Raw genomic sequence first — 19,099 nt, 5'->3', positions numbered from 1 at the left:
TCTGGCGCATAGTGGTCCGACCACATCGCCGATTAGACTGCGCTGCAGCCGGTGATCGGAGGAATGGCGTGGACGACGAGACAGCCCCGCAGAAGGGCACCGTGACGCAGCGCGCCATCGAGCGGATCAAGGCGATGATCGGCGAGGGCCGGCTGGAGCCGGGCCAGCGGCTGCCGACCGAACGTGATCTCGCGGCCCAGCTCGGCATGTCCCGCAGCTCGATGCGGGAGGCGATCCGCGCGCTCACGGTGCTGGGCGTGCTGGAGGCCCGGCACGGGTCGGGCATCTACGTGACGCAGCTGGAGGCCGGCGACCTGCTGGAGACCTTCGGGGTCGTGGCGGACCTGTCGCGCGGCCCGCGTCTGGTGGAGCTGCTGGAGATCCGGCGGATCCTGGAGTCGACGGCGACGGCACTGGCCGCCGCCCGGATCACCGCGGACCAGCTGGCCGAGGTCGAGAGGCACCTGGCGGCGATGAACGCCACGGACGACCCGGAGGAGATCCTCGCCCACGACCTGGCCTTCCACCGCGAGATCGCGGTGGCCGCGGGCAACGAGACCATGGCCGCGATCCTGGAGGGCCTGTCGTCGCGGACGTTCCGCGCCCGCGTCTGGCGCGGCTACCAGGAGGAGGGCGCCTTCGCCCGCACCCGCCGCGAACACGCCGCGATCCACCGGGCCCTGGCGGCCCGCGACCCGGAGGCGGCCCGCACGGCGGCGGCCGCGCACGTGGGCGAGGTGGAGGAGTGGCTGCGGGCACAGCTCGGGCCCTAGGAACAGTCCCCAGGGCCCGATGTGCCGCCGCTACTTGAACTGACCGGGCTGGTAGTCGCCCGCCGGCTGCTGGAGGACGACGTTCAGCCGGTTCGCCGTGTTCATGAAGGCGATCAGGGTCACCAGCGCGACGAGCTGCTCCTCGTCGTAGTGCTTGGCGGCCCGCTCCCACACCTCGTCCGGCACCCCGCCGGCGCCGTCCGCGATCCGGGTCGCCTGCTCGGCCAGTTCCAGAGCGGCACGCTCGGCCTCGGTGTAGACCGTGGCCTCCCGCCAGGCGGCGACCAGGTTGATGCGTACGGAAGTCTCACCCGCCGCCGCGGCCTCCTTGGTGTGCATGTCGATGCAGACCGCGCAGCCGTTGATCTGGCTCACCCTCAGCGAGACCAGCTCCCGGGTGGCGGCCGGCAGCGGTGACTCCACGACCAGCCGCCCCAGGGACATGAACTGCTTGATGACCTTGCCGGCGCTCGGGATGGCGAAGACGTCCAGACGCGCGCTCATGGTGAACTCCTCTGTCGTTGTCGATGCTTACGCCCTTATGAGCCGGCGGCCCGGCCCGATGTGACATCGAGGAATGTGACGTGCGTCTCCCGCCGCCCCGCCGCCCCGTTACCGGCCTCGACGTGCGCCCCCGGCCGGTGCACAGTTCTCCCTACGTACTCGTCAGTAAGTCCCGTCCCTCCACGCCGAGGAGCCTCTGTGACCACCTGGGCCGGCCGCACCGCCGCCGAGATATCCGCCGCCGTACGCGAGAAGCGGGTCACCCCGCGCGAGGTGGCCGCCGAGCACCTCGCCCGGATCGAGCGGCTCGACGGCCGTGTCGGGGCCTTCCGCACCGTGCGCGCCGAGGCGGCGCTGGCGGAGGCCGACGAGGTGGCCGCACGCGGCGACTTCGCCTCTCTGCCCCTGGCCGGGGTGCCGGTGGCCGTCAAGGACAATCTCGCCGTGCGCGGCGAGTCCACCCGCATCGGCTCGGCCGCGACACCGGACACTCCCGCCGCCCAGGACCATGTGACGGTCGCCCGGCTGCGGGCGGCGGGCGCGGTGGTCGTGGGGCTGACGAACGTGCCCGAGCTGTGCGTCTTCGGCACGACGGACGGCGTACTGGGCACCGCCCGCAACCCCTGGGACCCGACGCGCTCGGCCGGTGGCTCGTCGGGCGGCAGTGCCGCCGCGGTCGCCGCCGGGATGGTGCCGATCGCCCTCGGCAACGACGGCATGGGGTCCCTGCGCATACCGGCCGCCAACTGCGGCCTCGTCACCATCAAGCCGGGGCACGGAGTGGTCCCGACGGGCGCCGGGGACAGCGGCTGGTTCGGCATGGCGGAGCACGGACCGCTCGCCACGACCGTCGAGGACACCCGCCTGATGCTCTCGGTGCTCGCGGGCGACGAGCCCGCCCTGCGCTCCGAGCCCGGTCCGCTCAGGGTCGCCGTGTCGCTGCGCAGTCCGCTGGCCGGCGTCACCGTCAGCCGGCCGTACACGGCGGCCGCGCGGGAGGCGGCCGGGGTGCTGATGAAGGCGGGCCATCAGGTCCGGCGCGCCGACCCGCCCTACCCGATGTCCCTCGCCCTGACCTCACTGGTCCACTGGACGGCGGGCACCGCCGCGGACGCCCGGCACCTCGACGCACACCTGCTGACCCGGCGCACCCGGGTCCACGCGAGACTCGGCCGGCCCTTCCTGGACAGGGCGCGCTCGGGGGCGGCACGGGAGCAGTTGCGCCGGCGGCTGGAGCCGTTCTTCGCCGAGTACGACGTGCTGCTCACGCCCGCGCTCGCCCGCCGCTCCCCGAAGGCCGGGCCCTGGCACGAGCGGGGCTGGCTGAGCAACGTCCTGGCGAACACGAACTACTCGCCCCTGACGCCCCCGTGGAACCTGACCGGCTGGCCCGCGATGTCGGTCCCCTGCGGAACCCTCCCCTCCGGCGCCCCCTGTGCCGTGCAGCTCGTGGGCCGCCCCGGCACGGAGTACCAACTCCTGGAACTGGCCGAGCAGTTGCAGGAACGTAATCCGTGGCGGCGTACGGCGCCGATGAACTAGAGTCGGCCGGGTGACTGCCGGGTCGGCCGTAGGCCATGCACGAGTGAGGCGCCCGGCCTCGGAGTGAGCGCGGCGGGGGCGACCCCGCGCGGGCCCCGCCGGGAGCCGGAGAGGGCACGAGCCCCGCCTGGCGTCTCCGCGTTTCCTCATCCCCTGGCGCCGTCGCGGCGCTTCACCAAGGATCCCGAGACCGGAGAGTTTCACACCCATGCCCCACGCACCGCACGCACCAGAACCGCCGGCCGCCGTCGCCCGCCTCGATCACACCGCCGTCTACGCCTCGGACCGCCGCCTGTCGGCGGAGTTCCTGGCGGCGGTCCTGGGCCTGGAGGTGGGCGCCCCCTTCGGGCCGTTCCTGCCCGTCGACCTGGGCAACGGCGTGACCCTCGACTACTACGAGAAGACCGACGAGCCGATCCAGGGCCAGCACTACGCGTTCCTCGTGCCCGAGAAGCAGTTCGACACCATGATCGCCCGGCTGGAGGCGCTGGGGGTCACCTACTACGCCGACCCGAGACACACCGAGCCCGGCCGGGTCAACGACCTCTTCGGCGGCCGGGGCGCCTACTTCGCCGACCCGGACGGCCACAACATGGAGATCATGACGCGGCCGTACGTTCGTCCCTGACGGCCGCGCGGGGGACGGTCCTGCCCACCACCCAGTGGTGGGTGCCGAGGCGCCGGCTCCGCTCGAAGCCATGACTCTCGAACAGCGTCACCGTGCCGGAGTACAGGAACGACGCGGAGACCGACCGCCCCTCGGCGTCCTCGGGACAGCCCTCCACGGTTCCGCCGCCGAGGCGTGCGATCTCCTGGAGGGCTCCGCCGAGGGCGGCGGCCACGCAGAATGCCGGCCATGGAACCCTCCGATGTCCTGATGCCCTACAGCGCCCGGTACATGATGTGCAGCCCCACCAGGCCGTGCCGGGGATGCTCGAACGCGTCGGGCACCGTACCGAGGATCGTGAAGCCGAGGGAGGTCCACAACGTCACGGCCGGGTTGGTCTCGACGACGGCGTTGAACACCATGCCCCAGTAGCCGGCGGCCCTGGCCTCGGTCAGGAGGTGGTCGGCAAGGGCACGGCCGTAGCCCCGGCCGCCCTGGTCCGGGTCGACCATGAAGCCGGCGTTGGCGATGCGGGCGGCGGGCCCGCCGTAGTTGGGGGTGAGGTACGCGGAGGCGACGACACTGCCGTTGTCGTCCTCGACGACGTAGACGCGTTTCGCCGGATTCATCCACAGGACCCGGGCCTCGTCCTCGGAGGTGCCCGGGTCCCATGCGTAGGTCTCGCCCGCGGCGACGATGCGGTGCCAGAACGGCCAGATGCGCGGCCAGTCGTCAGCCGCTGCTTCCCTGATCAGCATGGGCGTGAGTCTGGCACGCCCATGCTGGTCGGCGAACGCGGAGGGCTCGCGCCCGGTCAGTCGACGCTGGGCAGGATGTGGGGCTCGGCGAGGTCCTCCTCGTAGCCTGCGAGTCGGATGGGGGCCGACCGGGCCCACACGTCGAGGCTGCCGAGCTCGTCGGACCGGCGGCCCTTGCGCTCCGTGCGTTCCTTGGGGCGTTGCTCGCGATTCGTCTTCTCCGGTGTCACCGCGCACTCCTTATGTGTCGGTCACCCTCGGGACGGTGCGCCATCCTGCTCTGCGCCTGACGCCCGCTCGGGTCTGATGCCAAATGCAGTTCGGACGCGGTGGCGCCGGTAACTCGCGGGAGCGCAGGCCGTGGTGTACCGGCTAGTCCCATGACGGACCGTGGGTGTGGGTCCCGTCCTGCTGTCCGTCCGCCCCAGGTTAACCAAATGAGCGGCCCCCCGCTCGATGGGGCTGAAAACAAGCGGTAACGATCGCGCGTCATCCCGTGTTCAGCTCGGGTTTACGCACCGTTTCGCCCCACGGAAGGGGGTTTTGCGGATCACCCGAACGAGGTAAACCCGCACCCGCGATTTCCAGACGTCAGCCGGGAAGCCGGGAAGCCCTACCACTTGCCCGGCGCGTAATCCTTCAGGAACACCCCGTACAGATCCTCCCCGGCCTCACCCCGCACGATCGGGTCGTAGACCCGAGCCGCACCGTCGACGAGGTCCAGCGGCGCGTGGAACCCGGCCTCCGCGAGCCGCAGCTTGTCGTAGTGCGGCCGCTCGTCCGTGATCCACCCCGTGTCGACCGAGGTCATCAGGATCCCGTCGGTCTGGAACATCTCCTGCGCACTGGTCCGCGTCACCATGTTCATCGCGGCCTTCGCGGCGTTCGTGTTCGGATGCCCCGCACCCTTGTAGCCGCGGCCGAACACGCCCTCCATCGCCGAGACGTTCACGACGTACGCCCGTCCGCTCGCCGCCTTCTTCGCGGCCTCGGCCATGACCGGGCGGAGCCGGCTGATCAGGATGAACGGCGCCGTGTAGTTGCACAGCTGGGTCTCCAGCAGCTCCACCGGGGAGATCTGCTCGATCGTCTGTACCCAGGTGTTGGAGTCGACGACGTCGGGCACCAGCCCGCCCGCGTCGATCGCCGTGCCGTCGAGGTGCCGCTCGACGCTGGCGTTGCCCGCGACCAGGGCGAGGTCGGCGACCTGCTGGGCGTCGAGTCCGCTGGTGCCGAGGGGCAGGGCGGCCAGACCGTCGACAGCGCCGGAGTTGAACGCGCCGATGACGTGGTGGGCGGGCAGCTCACCGGCGGGCAGCGGGGCGCTCTCGCCCTCGACCAGGGCGGCGTAGGCGGAGGGGAGGCGGCGTACGGTCTGGGTCGCGTTGTTGACGAGGATGTCGAGCGGGCCCGCCTCGGCGACCTGCTCCGCGAGGGCCACGGCCTGGGCGGGGTCGCGCAGGTCGATGCCGACGACCTCCAGGCGGTGGATCCAGTCCGCGGAGTCGTCCATCGCCTTGAAGCGGCGGATGGCGTCCTTGGGGAAGCGCGTGGTGATCGTGGTGTGCGCGCCGTCGCGCAGCAGCCTGAGCGCGATGTACATGCCGATCTTGGCGCGGCCGCCGGTGAGCAGGGCGCGCTTGCCGGAGAGGTCGGCGCGGACGTCGCGCTTGGCGCGGTTCACGGCGGCGCAGTCGGGACAGAGCTGGTGGTAGAAGTAGTCGACTTCCACGTACCGGGTCTTGCAGGTGTAGCAGGAGCGCGGGCGCTGGAGTATCCCCGCGATCCTGCCCTCCTCGGTGCGCGAGGAGGGCAGCAGGCCCTCGGTCTCGTCGTCGATGCGCTGGGCGGAGCCGGTCGCCGTGGCCTCCGTGACCGCCTTGTCGTGGGCGGTCTTGGCGGCCCGGCGCTCCTGGCGGCGGCGCTGCTTGACCTGGCGGTAGACACCCGCGGTGGCCCGGCGCACGGCCACGGCGTCCGGGTGGTCGATCTCCAGCTTGTCGAGCTCCTCGAGCACGCTGAGGCAGACGGCCAGCCGCTCCGGGTCGATGCCGGGTCCGTACGAGAGCCCGCTCGCCTCGTCCATGGCCTGCGGACCGTCCTCTGTCACCGTCATCGCCGCTGTCGTTCCCTGCTCTGCTGTGGCGGCGCGCCGGTCGCGCCCGCTTTCGAAGGGCGGATTTTACGCGAGCGGCGGGCCGCACCGCCAAACCCGCCCGATTCAGGACCGGCAGGCGATGATCAGCGTGCGCACCTCCTCCGAGACGGCCGCCGCGAGCCGGTCGAGGTCCGGCACGGCATGGCCGTCGGCGACGAGCCCGTAGTGGACGCTCCCCCGGTACGTCGAGACCGCCACCGCCACGGAGTGGCCGGGGGCCAGCGGGGCGAACGGGAAGACGGCGGTGAGCGGGTTGCCGCCGAGCTTCAGGCCGAGGCTGGGCAGGGGCACGCTGGTGACCAGGATGTCGAACCAGAGCCGGGCCGCCTGGCCGACCAGGGGTCCGCCCAGCCGGTGGGCCAGGGCCGGGACATGGTCGGCGAGCAGGGCGACGGCGCCCGCGCCCCGGTTGGGGCCGGCGTCCTTGTTGCGGTCCATGGCGGTGCGGACCGAGGCGAGGCGGGCCAGCGGGTCCGGGTCGTCCACCGGAAGCCGTATCAGGTAGCCGGAGAGCCGGTTGCCCTGTGGGTACGCGGTGCGCGGGCGGCGTTTGGAGACGGGGATCAGGGCGCGGGGCGCGACGTCCTCGCTGCCGTCGCCGCGCTCGTCGAGCCAGCGGCGCAGCGCGCCCGCGACCACCGCGATCAGCACGTCGTTGACGGTGCCGCCGACGGTCTTGCGGACGCGGTGCACGTCGTCGAGGTCGAGCAGCACTCCGGCGGTGCGGCGGGTGCCGCTCGGCTCGCAGGTGAGGGCGGGCGTGGAGCGCACGTCGAGGGAGGAGCGGGCGACGGAGGCGCCGATGTCCAGGGCCCGGCTCATGTCGGACAGGGCGCCGCGCACCATCCCGGGCAGCTCGCGCACGTCCGGCAGCAGACCGCGCGGGGGCTCGGCGGGGCGGGGCCGGGGCGCGGGCATGTCGATCGGGTCCATGACGCCCGCGGCGAGGGTCAGCGCCCGCAGCCCGTCGGCCAGGGCGTGGTGGAACTTGAACAGCACCGCGAAGGAGACCCCGTCCTCGCCGGGCAGCACATGAGCCTCCCACGGCGGCCGGCCACGCTTCAGCGGACGTCCCATGAGCCGGCCCGCGACCGTGTGGAAGTCGGCGGTCGGGGCGTGCAGCCGCACGTGGTTCAGGGCGTCGAAGTCCGGGTCGGGTTCGCGGGCCGCGCCGCCGAAGGCGAGGGGCCGGCGCAGCGCGGAGGGCAGCGGCTGCCACACGTCGCGGATCCGCATCCGCAGTCCGGGCACGCCGGCGGCGCGGGCCGCGAGCAGGTCGGCCGCGTGGGCGCCGGCGGCGGGCGAGTGGGCCGAGAAGATCCCGAGCGCGCCGAGGTGCATCGGGTGGTCCGCGGACTCGATGTTCCAGAACGCCAGGTCGAGAGGAGCGAGCAGGTCAGCAGTCAAGGGCTTGCCTCGCGTCGACGTCGGGTGGGCCAGCAGTCAATCGCCCCCAGCCGATTACGGTCAAGTACGATCAGGCTACGTACAGTTAACAACACATTAAGTCCCGCCCCGGCGAGAGGGACGGGACTTATGGTGCATGTGTGGTCAGTTCAGCACAGGTTACGGCGCCGGGCACCCCGTGGGAGTCACCCGGGAGGCGTCACGGATCAGCGCCTGGTGGGCTGCCTTCAGCCGGGCCGTGTCCGGTTTCAGCACGGCCCGGTCGTACGTCAGGAAGCCGTTCAGTTCGCCCTCGACGTCGGTGATCTGGGTGTAGACCGCCCCGTTGCCGCCCCGGCATGCCAGAGCCCGGACCTCGTCCAGTTTCGCCAGGTAGTCGTCCGTGTAGGTGGCCGGGTCGACGTCGACGTACGACTGCTGCACCGACCAGGCGTGACCGGGCACCGCGAGGCCCAGGCCGCCGTACTCGCCGCTGACCAGGGCGCGCTCGCCGTCGGGGCGGGGCGGCAGGGCCGGGCTCGGATAGCCGTGCTCGTCCATGATGTCGCCGGTGCCGCCGTCGGCGCCGAGGTTCAGTCCGGACTGGCCGTTGACGAGCCTCGTGGGGTCCCACGCCTTGGCCTGCTCGGCTATCCGGCCCACGTCGTACTGGCCCCAGCCCTCGTTGAAGGTCACCCACATGACGACCGACGGGCTGCTGACGTGCTCGTCGATCATCTCCTTCAGCTCGCGCTCGTAGCGGGCGCGGGAGGCAGCACTCGGGTTCACCCCGGCCGTCATCGCGGGCATGTCCTGCCACACCAGCAGTCCGAGCCGGTCGGCCCAGTGGAACCAGCGGTCCGGCTCGACCTTGATGTGCTTGCGGACGGAGTTGAAGCCGAGCCGCTTGTGCGCCTTCAGGTCGGAGGCTAGGGCCTCGTCGGTGGGTGCGGTGTGCAGGCCGTCCGGCCAGAAGCCCTGGTCGAGCGTGGCCATCATGAAGACGGGCTCGCCGTTGAGGACCGTGCGCGGGACGCCGTTCACCTTCTCGACGGCGATGGACCGCATCCCGAAGTAGCTGCCGACCCGGTCGGCGCCGGCCTTCACCTTCAGGCCGTAGAGGAACGGGTCGTCGGGTGACCACAGGCGGGGGTGGTGGACGGTCAGGGTCAGCGGGCTGCCGGTGCGGCCGCTCGCCGTGGCCACCTTGCGCCGGCCGTCGTACGCCGTCGCCGTGATCGGTACGCCGTCCCGGACGCCCCGGGCCTCCACGGTGACCTTCTCGCCGGCCACGTCGGGGGTGAGCTTCAGCGAGTCCACGTGGTCGCGGGCCACCGGCTCCATCCAGACCGTCTGCCAGATGCCGGAGGACGGGGTGTACCAGATGCCGCTGGGGTCCAGGCGCTGCTTGCCGAGCGGCGGGTTCTCCCCGGAGGCGGCGTCGGTCGGGTCGTAGACGCCGACGATCAGCTCCTGGGTCCGCCCGGGCTTGAGCGCGTCGGTGATGTCGGCGCTGAACTTGTCGTAGCCGCCCTCGTGCTCGGCGACCTGGGTGCCGTTGACGTACACCTCGGACCGCCAGTCGACGGCGCCGAAGTTGAGCCTGAGCCGCTTGGCCGAGCCGATGTACCAGTCGGACGGGACCGTGAAGGTGCGGCGGTACCACATGCGGTCCTCGTGCCGCTCGATGCCGGAGAGCTGGGACTCCACCGGGTACGGGACGAGGATGCGCTCCTTCAATGTCCTGCCGACGGGCGGCTGCTCGCCCGGCTCGGCGGAGGCGAACTGCCAGCGGCCGTTGAGGTTCTGCCAGGCGTCCCGGGTCAGCTGCGGGCGCGGGTACTCCGGGAGGGCGTTGCCGGGCCCGACCTCGTCGGCCCAGCGGGTGCGCAGCTGGTACGTCGAGCGGTTCGGGCCGCTGGTCCAGAACTCCTTGACAACGTTGCCGTCGGCATCGGTGAGGCCGCCCTGCCCGTCGTAGCGGACGTCGGCGGTGCCGCGGGCCGTGCCGGTCTTGTTGCCGACGACCGGTTCGTCGAGCGTCACCAGGAGGGAGGAGGGGTCGGACGGGTCCGGCCGTGCCGCGCCCAGGGGCCAGGCGGCGCCGCCGATCACCGCCTTGAGGTGGTCGGTGAAGCCCGCGGGGGGCGCGGCGAGGGGCTGGGCGAAGTCGAGCTTGAGGGTGCGGCCGGTGGGCTGGACCGTGGCCGCGAGGGCGCCGTCGTAGTCGAAGCCGTCGGGGAGGCGGAACGCCGACTGCGGGACGGGTTCCTTGCCGCCGCCGGGCTGCGTCCAGCGGAGGTGGAGGTTGGAGCCGCCGTAGTGCTCGAAGTACTCGACCTTGATGTCGTGGGGCCGGCCGGCGGTCAGGTCGACGGGCCGGGCGGTCTGCTCGCGGTCCCAGTCGTCGACCCAGTGGTCGATGGCGAGCTGCCCGTCGATCCAGAGGCGGAAGCCGTTGTCGCCGATGATCGAGAAGGTGTGGGGGCCGGTCTTCTCCGGGACGATCCTGCCGGTCCAGCGGACGCTGACGTCGTCGGACTGTCCTGTGGTGAAGGTCAGGCGCGGCTCCAGGTTGTCGAAGTCGAGGTCCTGGTCGAAGGTCGTCGCCTTGAGGGTGTGGAAGTCGAAGGCGCCGGGGGCGGAGTGCGTGTAGTACTCGCCCTTGAGGCCGTGGATCTCGGCCGGGTCGTCCGCGAGGGCGGGTGCCGCGGTCAGGCCGGTGAGGGCGAGGAGCGCGGTGAGCAGTAACGCGAGTCGGGCTCTGAGACGTCCGGTACGCACGGAACCTCCATAACAACGTTGTCATGGACATGAGTTGGCATGACAACATCACGGATTCCGTTCTTCGTCCAGAGGCAGGACAAAGTCCCGCGGCTGCTCCTCCTCAGGTGACCAGCTGCCCCTTGCCGAGGGCGATGACTCCGCCCTTGGACACCGTGTACAGCTCCGCGTCGCGCTCCGGGTTGACGCCGATCGTCGCGCCCGGCGGCACCTCGACGTTCTTGTCCAGCACGGCACCACGCACCACCGCGCCCCGGCCGATGTGCACGTTGTCGTGCAGCACCGACCCCTGCACGACGGCCCCCGGGTCGACCACCACACCCGGCGACAGCACGGACCGCGTGACCTGCCCGCGGATGAGGCAGCCGGCGCTGATGATGGACTCGCTGGCGATGCCCCCGGCGTTGAAGCGGGCCGGCGAGAGCTGGTACGAGTGCGTGTAGATGGGCCAGCTGCGGTTGTACAGGTTGAAGGCCGGACGCTCGGCGATCAGGTCCATGTGGGCCTCGTAGTAGGCGTCCAGCGTGCCGACATCCCGCCAGTAGCCCTGGTCGCGGGTGGTCTCGCCGGGCACGTGGTTGGCGCTGAAGTCGTACAGCGCGGCCTCACCCCGGTCGGTGAGCTGGGGCAGGATCGAGCCGCCCATGTCGTGCACGGAGTGCTCGTCCTCCGCGTCCCGCTGGAGCGCCTCGATGAGGGCCTTCGTGGTGAAGATGTAGTTGCCCATGGAGGCGAAGACCATCTCGGGGTCGTCGGCCAGGCCGGGTGGGTCCGTCGGCTTCTCCAGGAAGCGCTCCACCGTCTGGCCGTCCGAGCCCGGGGTGATCACGCCGAACGCCGAGGACTCGGTGCGCGGCACCCGGATCCCGGCCACCGTGACGCCCGCCCCGCTGTCGATGTGCTGGGTGAGCATCTGGCGGGGGTCCATGCGGTAGACGTGGTCGGCGCCGAAGACGGCGACGTACTCGGGGCGCTCGTCGTAGATCAGGTTCAGCGACTGCAGGATCGCGTCGGCGCTGCCCAGGTACCAGCGCGGGCCCAGGCGCTGCTGGGCGGGCACGGGGGTGACGTAGTTGCCGAGCAGGCTGGACATCCGCCAGGTGGTGGTGATGTGCCGGTCCAGCGAGTGCGACTTGTACTGCGTCAGCACGCAGATGCGCAGCACGTCGGCGTTGACCAGGTTGGACAGGACGAAGTCGACCAGGCGGTAGGTACCGCCGAAGGTCACCGCGGGTTTCGCCCGGTCCGCGGTCAAGGGCATCAGACGCTTGCCCTCTCCGCCCGCCAGCACGATTCCCAGGACCGAAGGACCACCACGACGCATGGCCGCTCCCCTCACGCAGATTTCCCGATGCCTGCCCCTGAGCAGCTCGGACTAAGCCTGTTTCAGGATCTCCTCGTAGAGCCGGACCGTGCGGCGGGCCACCGCGTCCCAGCCGAACTCGCCGACCGCGCGTTCCCGCCCGGCCTCACCCATCCGCCGGGCGGCCTGCGGGTCGCCCAGGACGGAGTCCATGGCCCGGGCGAGTCCCGCCTCGAAGCCGTCGCCGGCCGGGACGAGCAGTCCCGTCCTGCCGTCGTCCACGACCTCGGGGATGCCGCCGACCGCCGAGGCCACCACGGGCGTGCCGCAGGCCATCGCCTCCAGGTTCACGATGCCGAGCGGCTCGTACACCGAGGGGCAGACGAACAGGGCGGCGTGCGTGAGGAGCTGGATCACCTCCGGGCGCGGCAGCATCTTCGGAATCCAGAACACGCCGTCGCGGACCCGGCTCAGCTCCCCGAACAGCTCGCGGAACTCCTGGTCGATCTCCGGCGTGTCCGGCGCGCCCGCGCACAGCACGACCTGCGCGGCCGGGTCGATGTCGCGCACCGCGCGCAGCAGGTGGGGCACGCCCTTCTGGCGGGTGATGCGGCCGACGAACAGCACGTACGGACGGGAGCGGTCGAGGCCGACGCGGTCCAGGGCGTCCGTGCCGTGGTCGGGCCGGTACAGGCTCGTGTCGATGCCGTTGTGGATGACGTGGACCTTCTCCGGGTCCAGGGCCGGGTAGCAGCCGAGGATGTCCTCGCGCATGGCACCCGACACGGCGACCACCGCGTCGGCGGCCTCGATCGCGGTGCGCTCGGCCCAGCTCGACAGCTCGTAGCCGCCGCCGAGCTGCTCGGCCTTCCACGGGCGCAGGGGCTCCAGGGAGTGGGCGGTCATCACGTGCGGGATGCCGTGGAGCATCTTGGCGAGGTGGCCGCCGAGGTTGGCGTACCAGGTGTGGGTGTGGACCAGTTCGCGGCCTTCCAGGGCGGCGGCCATGGCCAGGTCGACGGAGAAGGTGCGCAGCGCGTCGTTGGCCCCGTCGAGCGTGGACCAGGGGCGATGGCGCAGCACGCCGTCGGCGCGCCCCTCGCCCCAGCAGTGCACGTCGAGGTCGACCAGTGGTCGCAGCTCCCGGGCCAGGAACTCCACATGGACGCCTGCGCCGCCGTACACATCCGGCGGGTACTCCCGGGTCAGCAGTCCGACGCGCACCCGCAACTCCCTGCTCTCAGCGGCCGTTCCCTTTCATGGTCACCCAGATGAGGCGTGTGGGGAAGAGCGAGGCGGCCGTGTGAAGCAACAGTCACCACACAGGCCCCCGCCGGGCACGCGGTAGTACAGACAGCAGCTGCGGCGCCGGAAGGCCGTGCCGGTGAGGGTTCCGGAGCCGGTCAGCAGAGGGTGCGCGAGGAGTTCGGCGGTCAGGGAACGGGCCCGGGCGGCGGTGTCCGTACGGCCGTGCCGCCGGGCCCAGCGGTCGAGTTCCCGGGCGGCGCCCGCCAGCGCGGAGGCGGCGTTGCCCCGCAGCAGGCCCGGTGCGAGGCGGTAGTGGGCGCGCAGGGCGGCCGAGAGGGGTTCGAGGTGGCCGTGCAGGACGACGTCGGCGAGGGTCGGCGCGTCCCCGGGGAGCGGCCGTACGTCCGAGAGCCACAGGTCGTCGGGGGCGCCGGCGTCGGCGTCCCAGTGCAGCAGCCGGGGGTCGAGGTCGGGGAGACGGCCGTAGAGCGCGGCGCAGCCGAGTGCCACGGACCAGAGGCGGGCCGCGAGTCCGAGGTGGGCCACGGACGCCGCGACGCGCAACTCCGGGGCGCGCAGAGCATCGGCGACTTTGCCGACACGGAAAATCAGGGGATTTCCGTACACATCCGGTGACGCGGCGGCGTAGGCCTGTGCGAGAGTGGGAGGAGGCCCCGCCGCCGCTTCTCCCGTGCGCAGCACGAAGTAGCCGCCGAGCGGGCGGAGCGCGGCAAGGCCGGGGTCGAGGTCCACGAAGAGCAGTAGTACCAAGGCCCCTAAGGGATGCGACCCGGTGCCCCCGACCAAGGTCGCCCACCCTGGGGATGATGGGGGTCCCCTCGTACTCCATCGGCAGTAGGACCCAATGAGTGCTCAGGGACGACGACGGGAAGACCTGGACACGGCAGGGTGTTGGTCATGAAAGCCGACCATTCGCCGCGCCGGGCCGAGCGCCCCCGCATGACGCAGAGGAGCAGCCGATGAGCGCCCTCGCGTTGTCCGTCCTGCTGTCCCTCGTGTCCGCGTTCGCCTACGCGGGCGGGGCGATCGTGCAGGAGCGGGTGGCGGAGTCCTCGCCGGACGAGCAGTACGCGCCGCTGCGGCGGCCGGGCTGGTGGGCGGCGGTCGCGCTGAACGGCCTCGGTGGTCTGCTGCACGTGGTGGCGCTGGCGTACGGTCCGCTCAGTCTGGTGCAGCCGCTCGGCGCGCTGACCATCGTGGTGGCCCTGCCGATGGCGGCGCTGTTCGTCGGCCGCAAGGCCGGTGCCACGGCGTGGCGGGGCGCGATCATGGCGACGGTGGGACTCGCGGGTCTGCTGTCCCTGGTCGCCGCGTCCGACGCGCGGTCGCTCGACGCGGCGGAGCGGGTGGCCGTGGCCCTGGTCACCGCGGCTGTGGTCGTGGCGCTGATGATCGCCGGCCGGGCCGCGCACCGGCATGCGGCGGTCCGCAGCATGCTGCTGGCGACGGCCTCGGGTATCGCGTTCGGCATGTCCTCGGTGTTCACCAAGACCGTCGCGGTCGACTGGACCGGCGGTGTGTCGGCGGCGGACGTGCCGTCCCTCGCGGTGATCGGTGTCCTTGCCACGGCCGGCATGCTGCTGTCGCAGGCCTCCTACCGGGGCGCCGGCCTCGCGGCCCCGCTGGCCACGCTGACGGTGGTGAACCCGGTGGTGGCGGCCGCCGTCGGCATCACGATGTTCGGCGAAACCTTCCGGTACGGCACGACGGGCACGGCGCTCGCCCTGAGCTGCGGCGTGGTGGCGGCGGGCGGCCTGATCCTGCTGACGACGGAGCGGCTCACCCACGCCGAGCCGGAGCGTGCGGGGAGTGTCGGGCCGGAGGTCGCCGGGACGGGGCTGGTTCCTGCGGACACCGGCCTCGGGGCGACGGGGATGCTGCCCGGGCCCGCGGGGGAGCCGGCCGGGAGCGTGCGGGGCCCGCTGGAGACGGTGGATGTCGACGAGTCGGGGCGCGTGGGCGGCTTGGCAGAGACGGTGGGTGTCGAGTCCGGGCGTGTGGGTGCCTTGGTCGGGGCCGTGGGTCGCCCGCCCGGAAGCGGAGGCGTATTGCCCGGCCCGGTGGACGCGTCGCTTCCCGAGACGGTGGACGCGCTGCTTCCCGAGCCCGTGGGCGCGCCGCTTGCCGAGCCCGTGGGCGCCTCGCTGCCCGGGACCGTGGGTGCGCCGCCGGTCGCCGTGGGGGCGCTGCCCGGGGCGATGGGTGCCGGGGCCGGCCGGGGTGCGTCAGGGGACGTGCCGGTGTCCGTGCCTGCGGTTGCCGGTGCCGTTGCCGGTGAAGCCGAGGCCGGACCGGACGGCGCGTACGAGAGCGGGGAGCGCCCGCTCTCCTACGCTGCCTGCTACGGCATCCCGTACGTGCCGATGCCCACCGTGGACCGGCACCGCACACGTATCAGATCCTGACGCCGCCGGCCCTCAGGTAGGCGATGGGGTCGACGTCCGAGCCGAACCCGGGCCCCGTCCGCACCTCGAAGTGCAGATGCGGGCCCGAGCTGTTCCCGGTGGAACCGGAGCGGCCGATGCGCTGGCCCGCGCTCACCGTCTGCCCGTCCCGCACGGAGATCGCCGACAGGTGGGCGTACTGGCTGTAGCGGCCGTCGCCGTGCCGGATGACGACCTGGTAGCCGAACGAACCGCCCCACCCCGCGCTGACGACGCTGCCCGAGGCGACCGACTCGACGGACGTGCCCGTGGGCACGGGGAAGTCGACGCCGGTGTGGTACCCCTTCGACCAGGACGGGCCCGCCTTGCGGTAGGGCGTCCCCAGGGAGGCGCTGACGGGGGCGACCAGGCCCTGCCGGGTGGTCGTGGACCGTGCGGCGCGCTCCTTGCTCTCGTCCTTGGACCGGTCCTTGGCACGGTCGGGGGATTTCGACGACGACTTCTTCGCCGGCTCCTTCGCCGGCTCCTTCGTCGACGGCTTGGCCGACGGAGCCGGGGCCCGCTCGGGCGCGGGACGCGTCTTCGTGGCGCCCTCGCCGCGCAGCGCGAGCCGCTGGCCGGGCACGATCAGGTCGGGATCGCCCCCTATGGCCGAGCGGTTGGCGGCGTACAGACCCCGCCAGCCGCCCCGCACCTCCCGTTCCTCCGCGATGCCGGAGAGCGTGTCGCCCCGCACCACCGTGTACATCTCGGCACTGCCCGCCCGGGACTGCGGCGTGGACTGCGGCCGCACATCCTCGATGGACGTCTTGGCCCTGGTCTTCCGGTCCGCCTTCTCGCTCTTGCGCGTGCTCTCGGCGGCCGGCCGGATGTCGGGCTCGGCTCCGCCCCGGGGCAATCCGGCCCGGTCGGAGCACACCGGCCAGGCGCCCGGCCCCTGTCCGTCGAGCACCTTTTCGGCCACGGCGATCTGCTGGTGCTTCGAGGCCAGGTCCGCGCGCGCCGCGTAGGCCCGGCCGCCGTACGCCTCCCAGGTGGACTGGGTGAACTGGAGCCCGCCGTAGAACCCGTTGCCGGTGTTGATGTTCCAGTCGTTGCTCGACTCGCAGGCGGCGACCTTGTTCCAGGTGTCCACGTCCGCCGCCTGGGCGGTGCCGGCGCCCATGAACGGGAGCGCCATGCCCGCGCCGCCCGCCGTGACGGTGAGTGAGGCGCGGTTGATCCTGTTCGGCTGATACCGGCGATGCCGGCCGCGTACGGCCATCGAGAGCCCCCCTAGACATGCGTCAGGAGGGGCAAAAGTAAGCGCTGCGAACCGGCCAGGACAAGGCGGCTATCGGCCGCCCGGTTGCCCAAATGGCCGGGATGAGGCCCCTGTTGCGCGACGTGCGCCCCGGCGGCGCACCGTGTACGTCACCCGGTGCGCGGGTGCGGCGCGCGCGGGGACGCGTACCTCGGGTGAGTGCGACGGGGGCTCTTGTGCGTATCTGCGTGCGCGACGTCGTACGACCCGCGCGTGCGGACGGAGTAGCGGCACGTCAGGATGGGCGACGGGGCATGCTGGTGGACACGCTGGTGGACACCATCCGCAGCACCGATACCGAGGTCTTTAGGAGCCAACCGAATGAGCAGTACAGCGCAGATCGGCGTCACGGGTCTCGCGGTCATGGGCCGCAACCTCGCCCGCAACTTCGCCCGCAACGGCTACACGGTGGCGGTGCACAACCGGACGCCCTCGCGCACGCGCGCCCTGGTCGAGGAGTTCGGCGGGGAGGGGGAGTTCGTCGCGTGCGAGTCCGCGAAGGACTTCGTGGCGGCACTGGAGCGGCCGCGGCGGCTGGTCGTGATGGTGAAGGCCGGTGAGCCGACGGACGCGGTGATCCAGGAGTTCGCCCCGCTGCTGGAGCCCGGCGACATGATCATCGACGGCGGCAACGCTCACTTCGCGGACACCCGGCGCCGGGAGCGCGACCTGCGCGAGCAGGGCATCCACTTCGTCGGCATGGGCGTCTCCGGCGGTGAGGAGGGCGCGCTCAACGGGCCGAGCATCATGCCGGGCGGCCCGAAGGAGTCGTACGACTCGCTGGGCCCGATGCTGGAGAAGATCTCGGCGAAGGCGGCCGACGGTTCGCCGTGCGTCTCCCACGTCGGTCCGGACGGTGCCGGGCACTTCGTGAAGATGGTGCACAACGGCATCGAGTACGCGGACATGCAGCTCATCGGCGAGGCGTACCAGCTGCTGCGCGATGTCGCCGGGTACTCCCCCGCCCAGATCGCGGAGATCTTCCGCACCTGGAACCAGGGCCGCCTCGACTCGTACCTGATCGAGATCACGGCCGAGGTGCTGTCGCACGTGGACGCGGAGTCGGGCAAGCCGTTCGTGGACGTGGTGGTGGACCAGGCCGAGCAGAAGGGCACCGGCCGCTGGACCGTGCAGATCGCGCTCGACCTGGGTGTGCCGGTGTCCGGCATCGCCGAGGCGGTCTTCGCGCGCTCGCTGTCCGGGCACGCGGCGCTGCGGGAGGCCTCGCGCGGCCTGGCCGGCCCGCAGGCGAAGCCGCTCAGCGAGGCGGAGGCCCGGGCCTTCGCCGACCGGGTGGAGCAGGCGCTGTACGCCTCGAAGATCGTGTCGTACACGCAGGGCTTCCACGAGATCGACGCGGCCCGCGACGAGTACGGCTGGGACATCGACCTCGGTGCGGTGTCCGCGCTGTGGCGGGGCGGCTGCATCATCCGCGCGGCGTTCCTGGACCGGATCCGCGCGGCCTACGACGCCCGGCCCGACCTGCCGAGCCTGCTGTCGGACGCGACGTTCGCGCAGGAGATCGCGGATGCCCAGGACGACTGGCGCGAGGTGCTGGTCGCGGCCACCCGCCAGGGTGTGCCGACGCCCGGTTTCGCCGCGGCGCTCGCCTACTACGACGCCCTGCGCGCGGAGCGGCTGCCGGCGGCGCTGACGCAGGGACAGCGGGACTACTTCGGTGCGCACACCTACCGGAGGGTGGACCGGGACGGGTCGTTCCACACGCTGTGGGGTGGGGACCGGTCGGAGGTCTCCGCGTAGGCGGTGCTCGCTGACGGTGACGATGCGGGGCCGGTGGACGGCTGTGACGGCTGTCCACCGGCCCCGTTCTCTTGCCGGTTCTCCTGCCGGTTCTCTTGCTGGTTGTCTTGCCGGTTGTCTTGCCGGTTGTCTTGCCGCCGTTCAGGACAGCGGCGGGCCCGGTTCGGGGTTCGGTACGGGTTCCGGTCCCGGCGGGATCGGGGACGGGTCGGGTCCCGGCACCGGGTCCGGGCCCGGGGGTGTCGGCGGGGTCGGACCCGGGGGTGTCGGGCCCGGGGGTGTCGGGCCCGGGGGCGGGGTCGGGGCCGGGGGCGGCGGGGTCGGCTCCGGGCCCGGCGGCGGCTGCGGATTCGGCACCGGATCGGGGTGCGGCTCCGGGGGCTGGGGCTCGGGGCCCGGTGTCGGCCCCGGCGGCACGGGGTCGGGATACGGATTCGTCATGAGGTCCTCCAGCCAGTCGCTCGACTCCGGCTCTGGACTACTCCCCCGCCTACCCGTCGGCTCCTTCCCCAGTCACTCCCGCGCAGGACGGGGAGGGGCCAGGTGGAGGTAAGGGGACGGGGCCGG

At 72.2% G+C, this 19,099-nt stretch carries 16 protein-coding genes; 5 read left to right on the top strand and 11 right to left on the bottom strand.

What is annotated here, in order from left to right:
- Nucleotides 1-68: 68 nt before the first annotated feature.
- Nucleotides 69-773: a FadR/GntR family transcriptional regulator gene (locus tag QF034_RS36225; RefSeq protein ID WP_307178882.1), complete on the top strand. Its 705-nt coding sequence runs from the start codon at nucleotides 69-71 to the stop codon at nucleotides 771-773.
- 30 nt (nucleotides 774-803) lie between these two features.
- Here the strand turns inward: QF034_RS36225 and QF034_RS36220 are convergent, their stop codons facing one another.
- A complete protein-coding gene (locus QF034_RS36220; RefSeq protein ID WP_010037317.1) occupies nucleotides 804-1,277 on the bottom strand; it encodes a carboxymuconolactone decarboxylase family protein in 474 nt (157 codons plus the stop codon).
- Nucleotides 1,278-1,475: 198 nt separating this feature from the next.
- Here QF034_RS36220 and QF034_RS36215 point away from each other — a divergent pair, with 198 nt between their 5' ends.
- Together QF034_RS36215 and QF034_RS36210 are read left to right on the top strand one after the other, a co-directional pair.
- Nucleotides 1,476-2,819, top strand: coding sequence for an amidase (locus tag QF034_RS36215; RefSeq protein WP_307178881.1), 1,344 nt, complete (start codon nucleotides 1,476-1,478; stop codon nucleotides 2,817-2,819).
- A 208-nt stretch (nucleotides 2,820-3,027) separates the two neighbouring features.
- Nucleotides 3,028-3,447, top strand: coding sequence for a VOC family protein (locus QF034_RS36210; RefSeq protein ID WP_307178880.1), 420 nt, complete (start codon nucleotides 3,028-3,030; stop codon nucleotides 3,445-3,447).
- On the opposite strand, the gene QF034_RS36205 is transcribed toward QF034_RS36210, so the two are convergent.
- The 9 genes from QF034_RS36205 to QF034_RS36165 form a co-directional block, all read right to left on the bottom strand.
- On the bottom strand, nucleotides 3,419-3,661 hold the full coding sequence (locus tag QF034_RS36205) for a hypothetical protein (protein WP_307178879.1): 243 nt from the start codon (nucleotides 3,659-3,661) through the stop codon (nucleotides 3,419-3,421). The genes QF034_RS36210 and QF034_RS36205 overlap by 29 nt on opposite strands.
- Nucleotides 3,662-3,701: 40 nt before the next feature.
- Entirely contained in the window at nucleotides 3,702-4,184 is a 483-nt protein-coding gene (locus QF034_RS36200) for a GNAT family N-acetyltransferase (protein ID WP_307178878.1), read from the bottom strand.
- Between the two features lie 56 nt (nucleotides 4,185-4,240).
- Complete coding sequence (locus QF034_RS36195; RefSeq protein ID WP_010037330.1) at nucleotides 4,241-4,414, bottom strand: hypothetical protein; 174 nt, start codon at nucleotides 4,412-4,414, stop codon at nucleotides 4,241-4,243.
- A 383-nt stretch (nucleotides 4,415-4,797) separates the two neighbouring features.
- Nucleotides 4,798-6,300: an SDR family NAD(P)-dependent oxidoreductase gene (locus QF034_RS36190; protein WP_086562578.1), complete on the bottom strand. Its 1,503-nt coding sequence runs from the start codon at nucleotides 6,298-6,300 to the stop codon at nucleotides 4,798-4,800.
- A 105-nt stretch (nucleotides 6,301-6,405) separates the two neighbouring features.
- Nucleotides 6,406-7,749 carry a wax ester/triacylglycerol synthase family O-acyltransferase gene (locus tag QF034_RS36185; RefSeq protein ID WP_307178877.1) on the bottom strand — a complete coding sequence of 448 codons (1,344 nt, stop codon included), beginning with the start codon at nucleotides 7,747-7,749 and terminating at the stop codon, nucleotides 6,406-6,408.
- Nucleotides 7,750-7,908: 159 nt separating this feature from the next.
- Entirely contained in the window at nucleotides 7,909-10,512 is a 2,604-nt protein-coding gene (locus tag QF034_RS36180) for a PA14 domain-containing protein (RefSeq protein WP_307178876.1), read from the bottom strand.
- Between the two features lie 103 nt (nucleotides 10,513-10,615).
- A complete protein-coding gene (glgC, locus tag QF034_RS36175; RefSeq protein ID WP_243378490.1) occupies nucleotides 10,616-11,836 on the bottom strand; it encodes a glucose-1-phosphate adenylyltransferase in 1,221 nt (406 codons plus the stop codon).
- A 51-nt stretch (nucleotides 11,837-11,887) separates the two neighbouring features.
- Nucleotides 11,888-13,039 carry a glycogen synthase gene (gene glgA, locus QF034_RS36170; protein ID WP_307178875.1) on the bottom strand — a complete coding sequence of 384 codons (1,152 nt, stop codon included), beginning with the start codon at nucleotides 13,037-13,039 and terminating at the stop codon, nucleotides 11,888-11,890.
- Nucleotides 13,040-13,078: 39 nt separating this feature from the next.
- Nucleotides 13,079-13,834 carry a (2Fe-2S)-binding protein gene (locus QF034_RS36165; RefSeq protein ID WP_307178874.1) on the bottom strand — a complete coding sequence of 252 codons (756 nt, stop codon included), beginning with the start codon at nucleotides 13,832-13,834 and terminating at the stop codon, nucleotides 13,079-13,081.
- 209 nt (nucleotides 13,835-14,043) lie between these two features.
- Between QF034_RS36165 and QF034_RS36160 the strand changes: the two genes are divergently transcribed.
- Nucleotides 14,044-15,489 carry a DMT family transporter gene (locus QF034_RS36160; RefSeq protein WP_307178873.1) on the top strand — a complete coding sequence of 482 codons (1,446 nt, stop codon included), beginning with the start codon at nucleotides 14,044-14,046 and terminating at the stop codon, nucleotides 15,487-15,489.
- Here the strand turns inward: QF034_RS36160 and QF034_RS36155 are convergent.
- Nucleotides 15,479-16,732, bottom strand: coding sequence for a transglycosylase family protein (locus QF034_RS36155; RefSeq protein ID WP_307178872.1), 1,254 nt, complete (start codon nucleotides 16,730-16,732; stop codon nucleotides 15,479-15,481). The genes QF034_RS36160 and QF034_RS36155 overlap by 11 nt on opposite strands.
- A gap of 360 nt (nucleotides 16,733-17,092) precedes the next feature.
- Here QF034_RS36155 and gnd point away from each other — a divergent pair, with 360 nt between their 5' ends.
- On the top strand, nucleotides 17,093-18,532 hold the full coding sequence (gene gnd, locus QF034_RS36150) for an NADP-dependent phosphogluconate dehydrogenase (protein ID WP_307178871.1): 1,440 nt from the start codon (nucleotides 17,093-17,095) through the stop codon (nucleotides 18,530-18,532).
- Nucleotides 18,533-19,099: the final 567 nt, after the last annotated feature.

It is taken from the genome of Streptomyces africanus, from assembly GCF_030816955.1.
Lineage (GTDB): Bacteria > Actinomycetota > Actinomycetes > Streptomycetales > Streptomycetaceae > Streptomyces > Streptomyces africanus.
Note: the sequence above shows the minus strand (reverse complement) of the source record. Positions and strands in the feature narration are given on the sequence as shown.

Coding starts and splice junctions, on each gene's coding strand:
- QF034_RS36220 (WP_010037317.1), bottom strand. CDS start 1,277: ATGAGCGCGCGTCTGGACGTCTTCGCCATCCCGAGCGCCGGCAAGGTC.
- QF034_RS36210 (WP_307178880.1), top strand. CDS start 3,028: ATGCCCCACGCACCGCACGCACCAGAACCGCCGGCCGCCGTCGCCCGC.
- QF034_RS36200 (WP_307178878.1), bottom strand. CDS start 4,184: ATGCTGATCAGGGAAGCAGCGGCTGACGACTGGCCGCGCATCTGGCCG.
- QF034_RS36190 (WP_086562578.1), bottom strand. CDS start 6,300: ATGACGGTGACAGAGGACGGTCCGCAGGCCATGGACGAGGCGAGCGGG.
- glgC (WP_243378490.1), bottom strand. CDS start 11,836: ATGCGTCGTGGTGGTCCTTCGGTCCTGGGAATCGTGCTGGCGGGCGGA.
- QF034_RS36160 (WP_307178873.1), top strand. CDS start 14,044: ATGAGCGCCCTCGCGTTGTCCGTCCTGCTGTCCCTCGTGTCCGCGTTC.
- QF034_RS36155 (WP_307178872.1), bottom strand. CDS start 16,732: ATGGCCGTACGCGGCCGGCATCGCCGGTATCAGCCGAACAGGATCAAC.
- gnd (WP_307178871.1), top strand. CDS start 17,093: ATGAGCAGTACAGCGCAGATCGGCGTCACGGGTCTCGCGGTCATGGGC.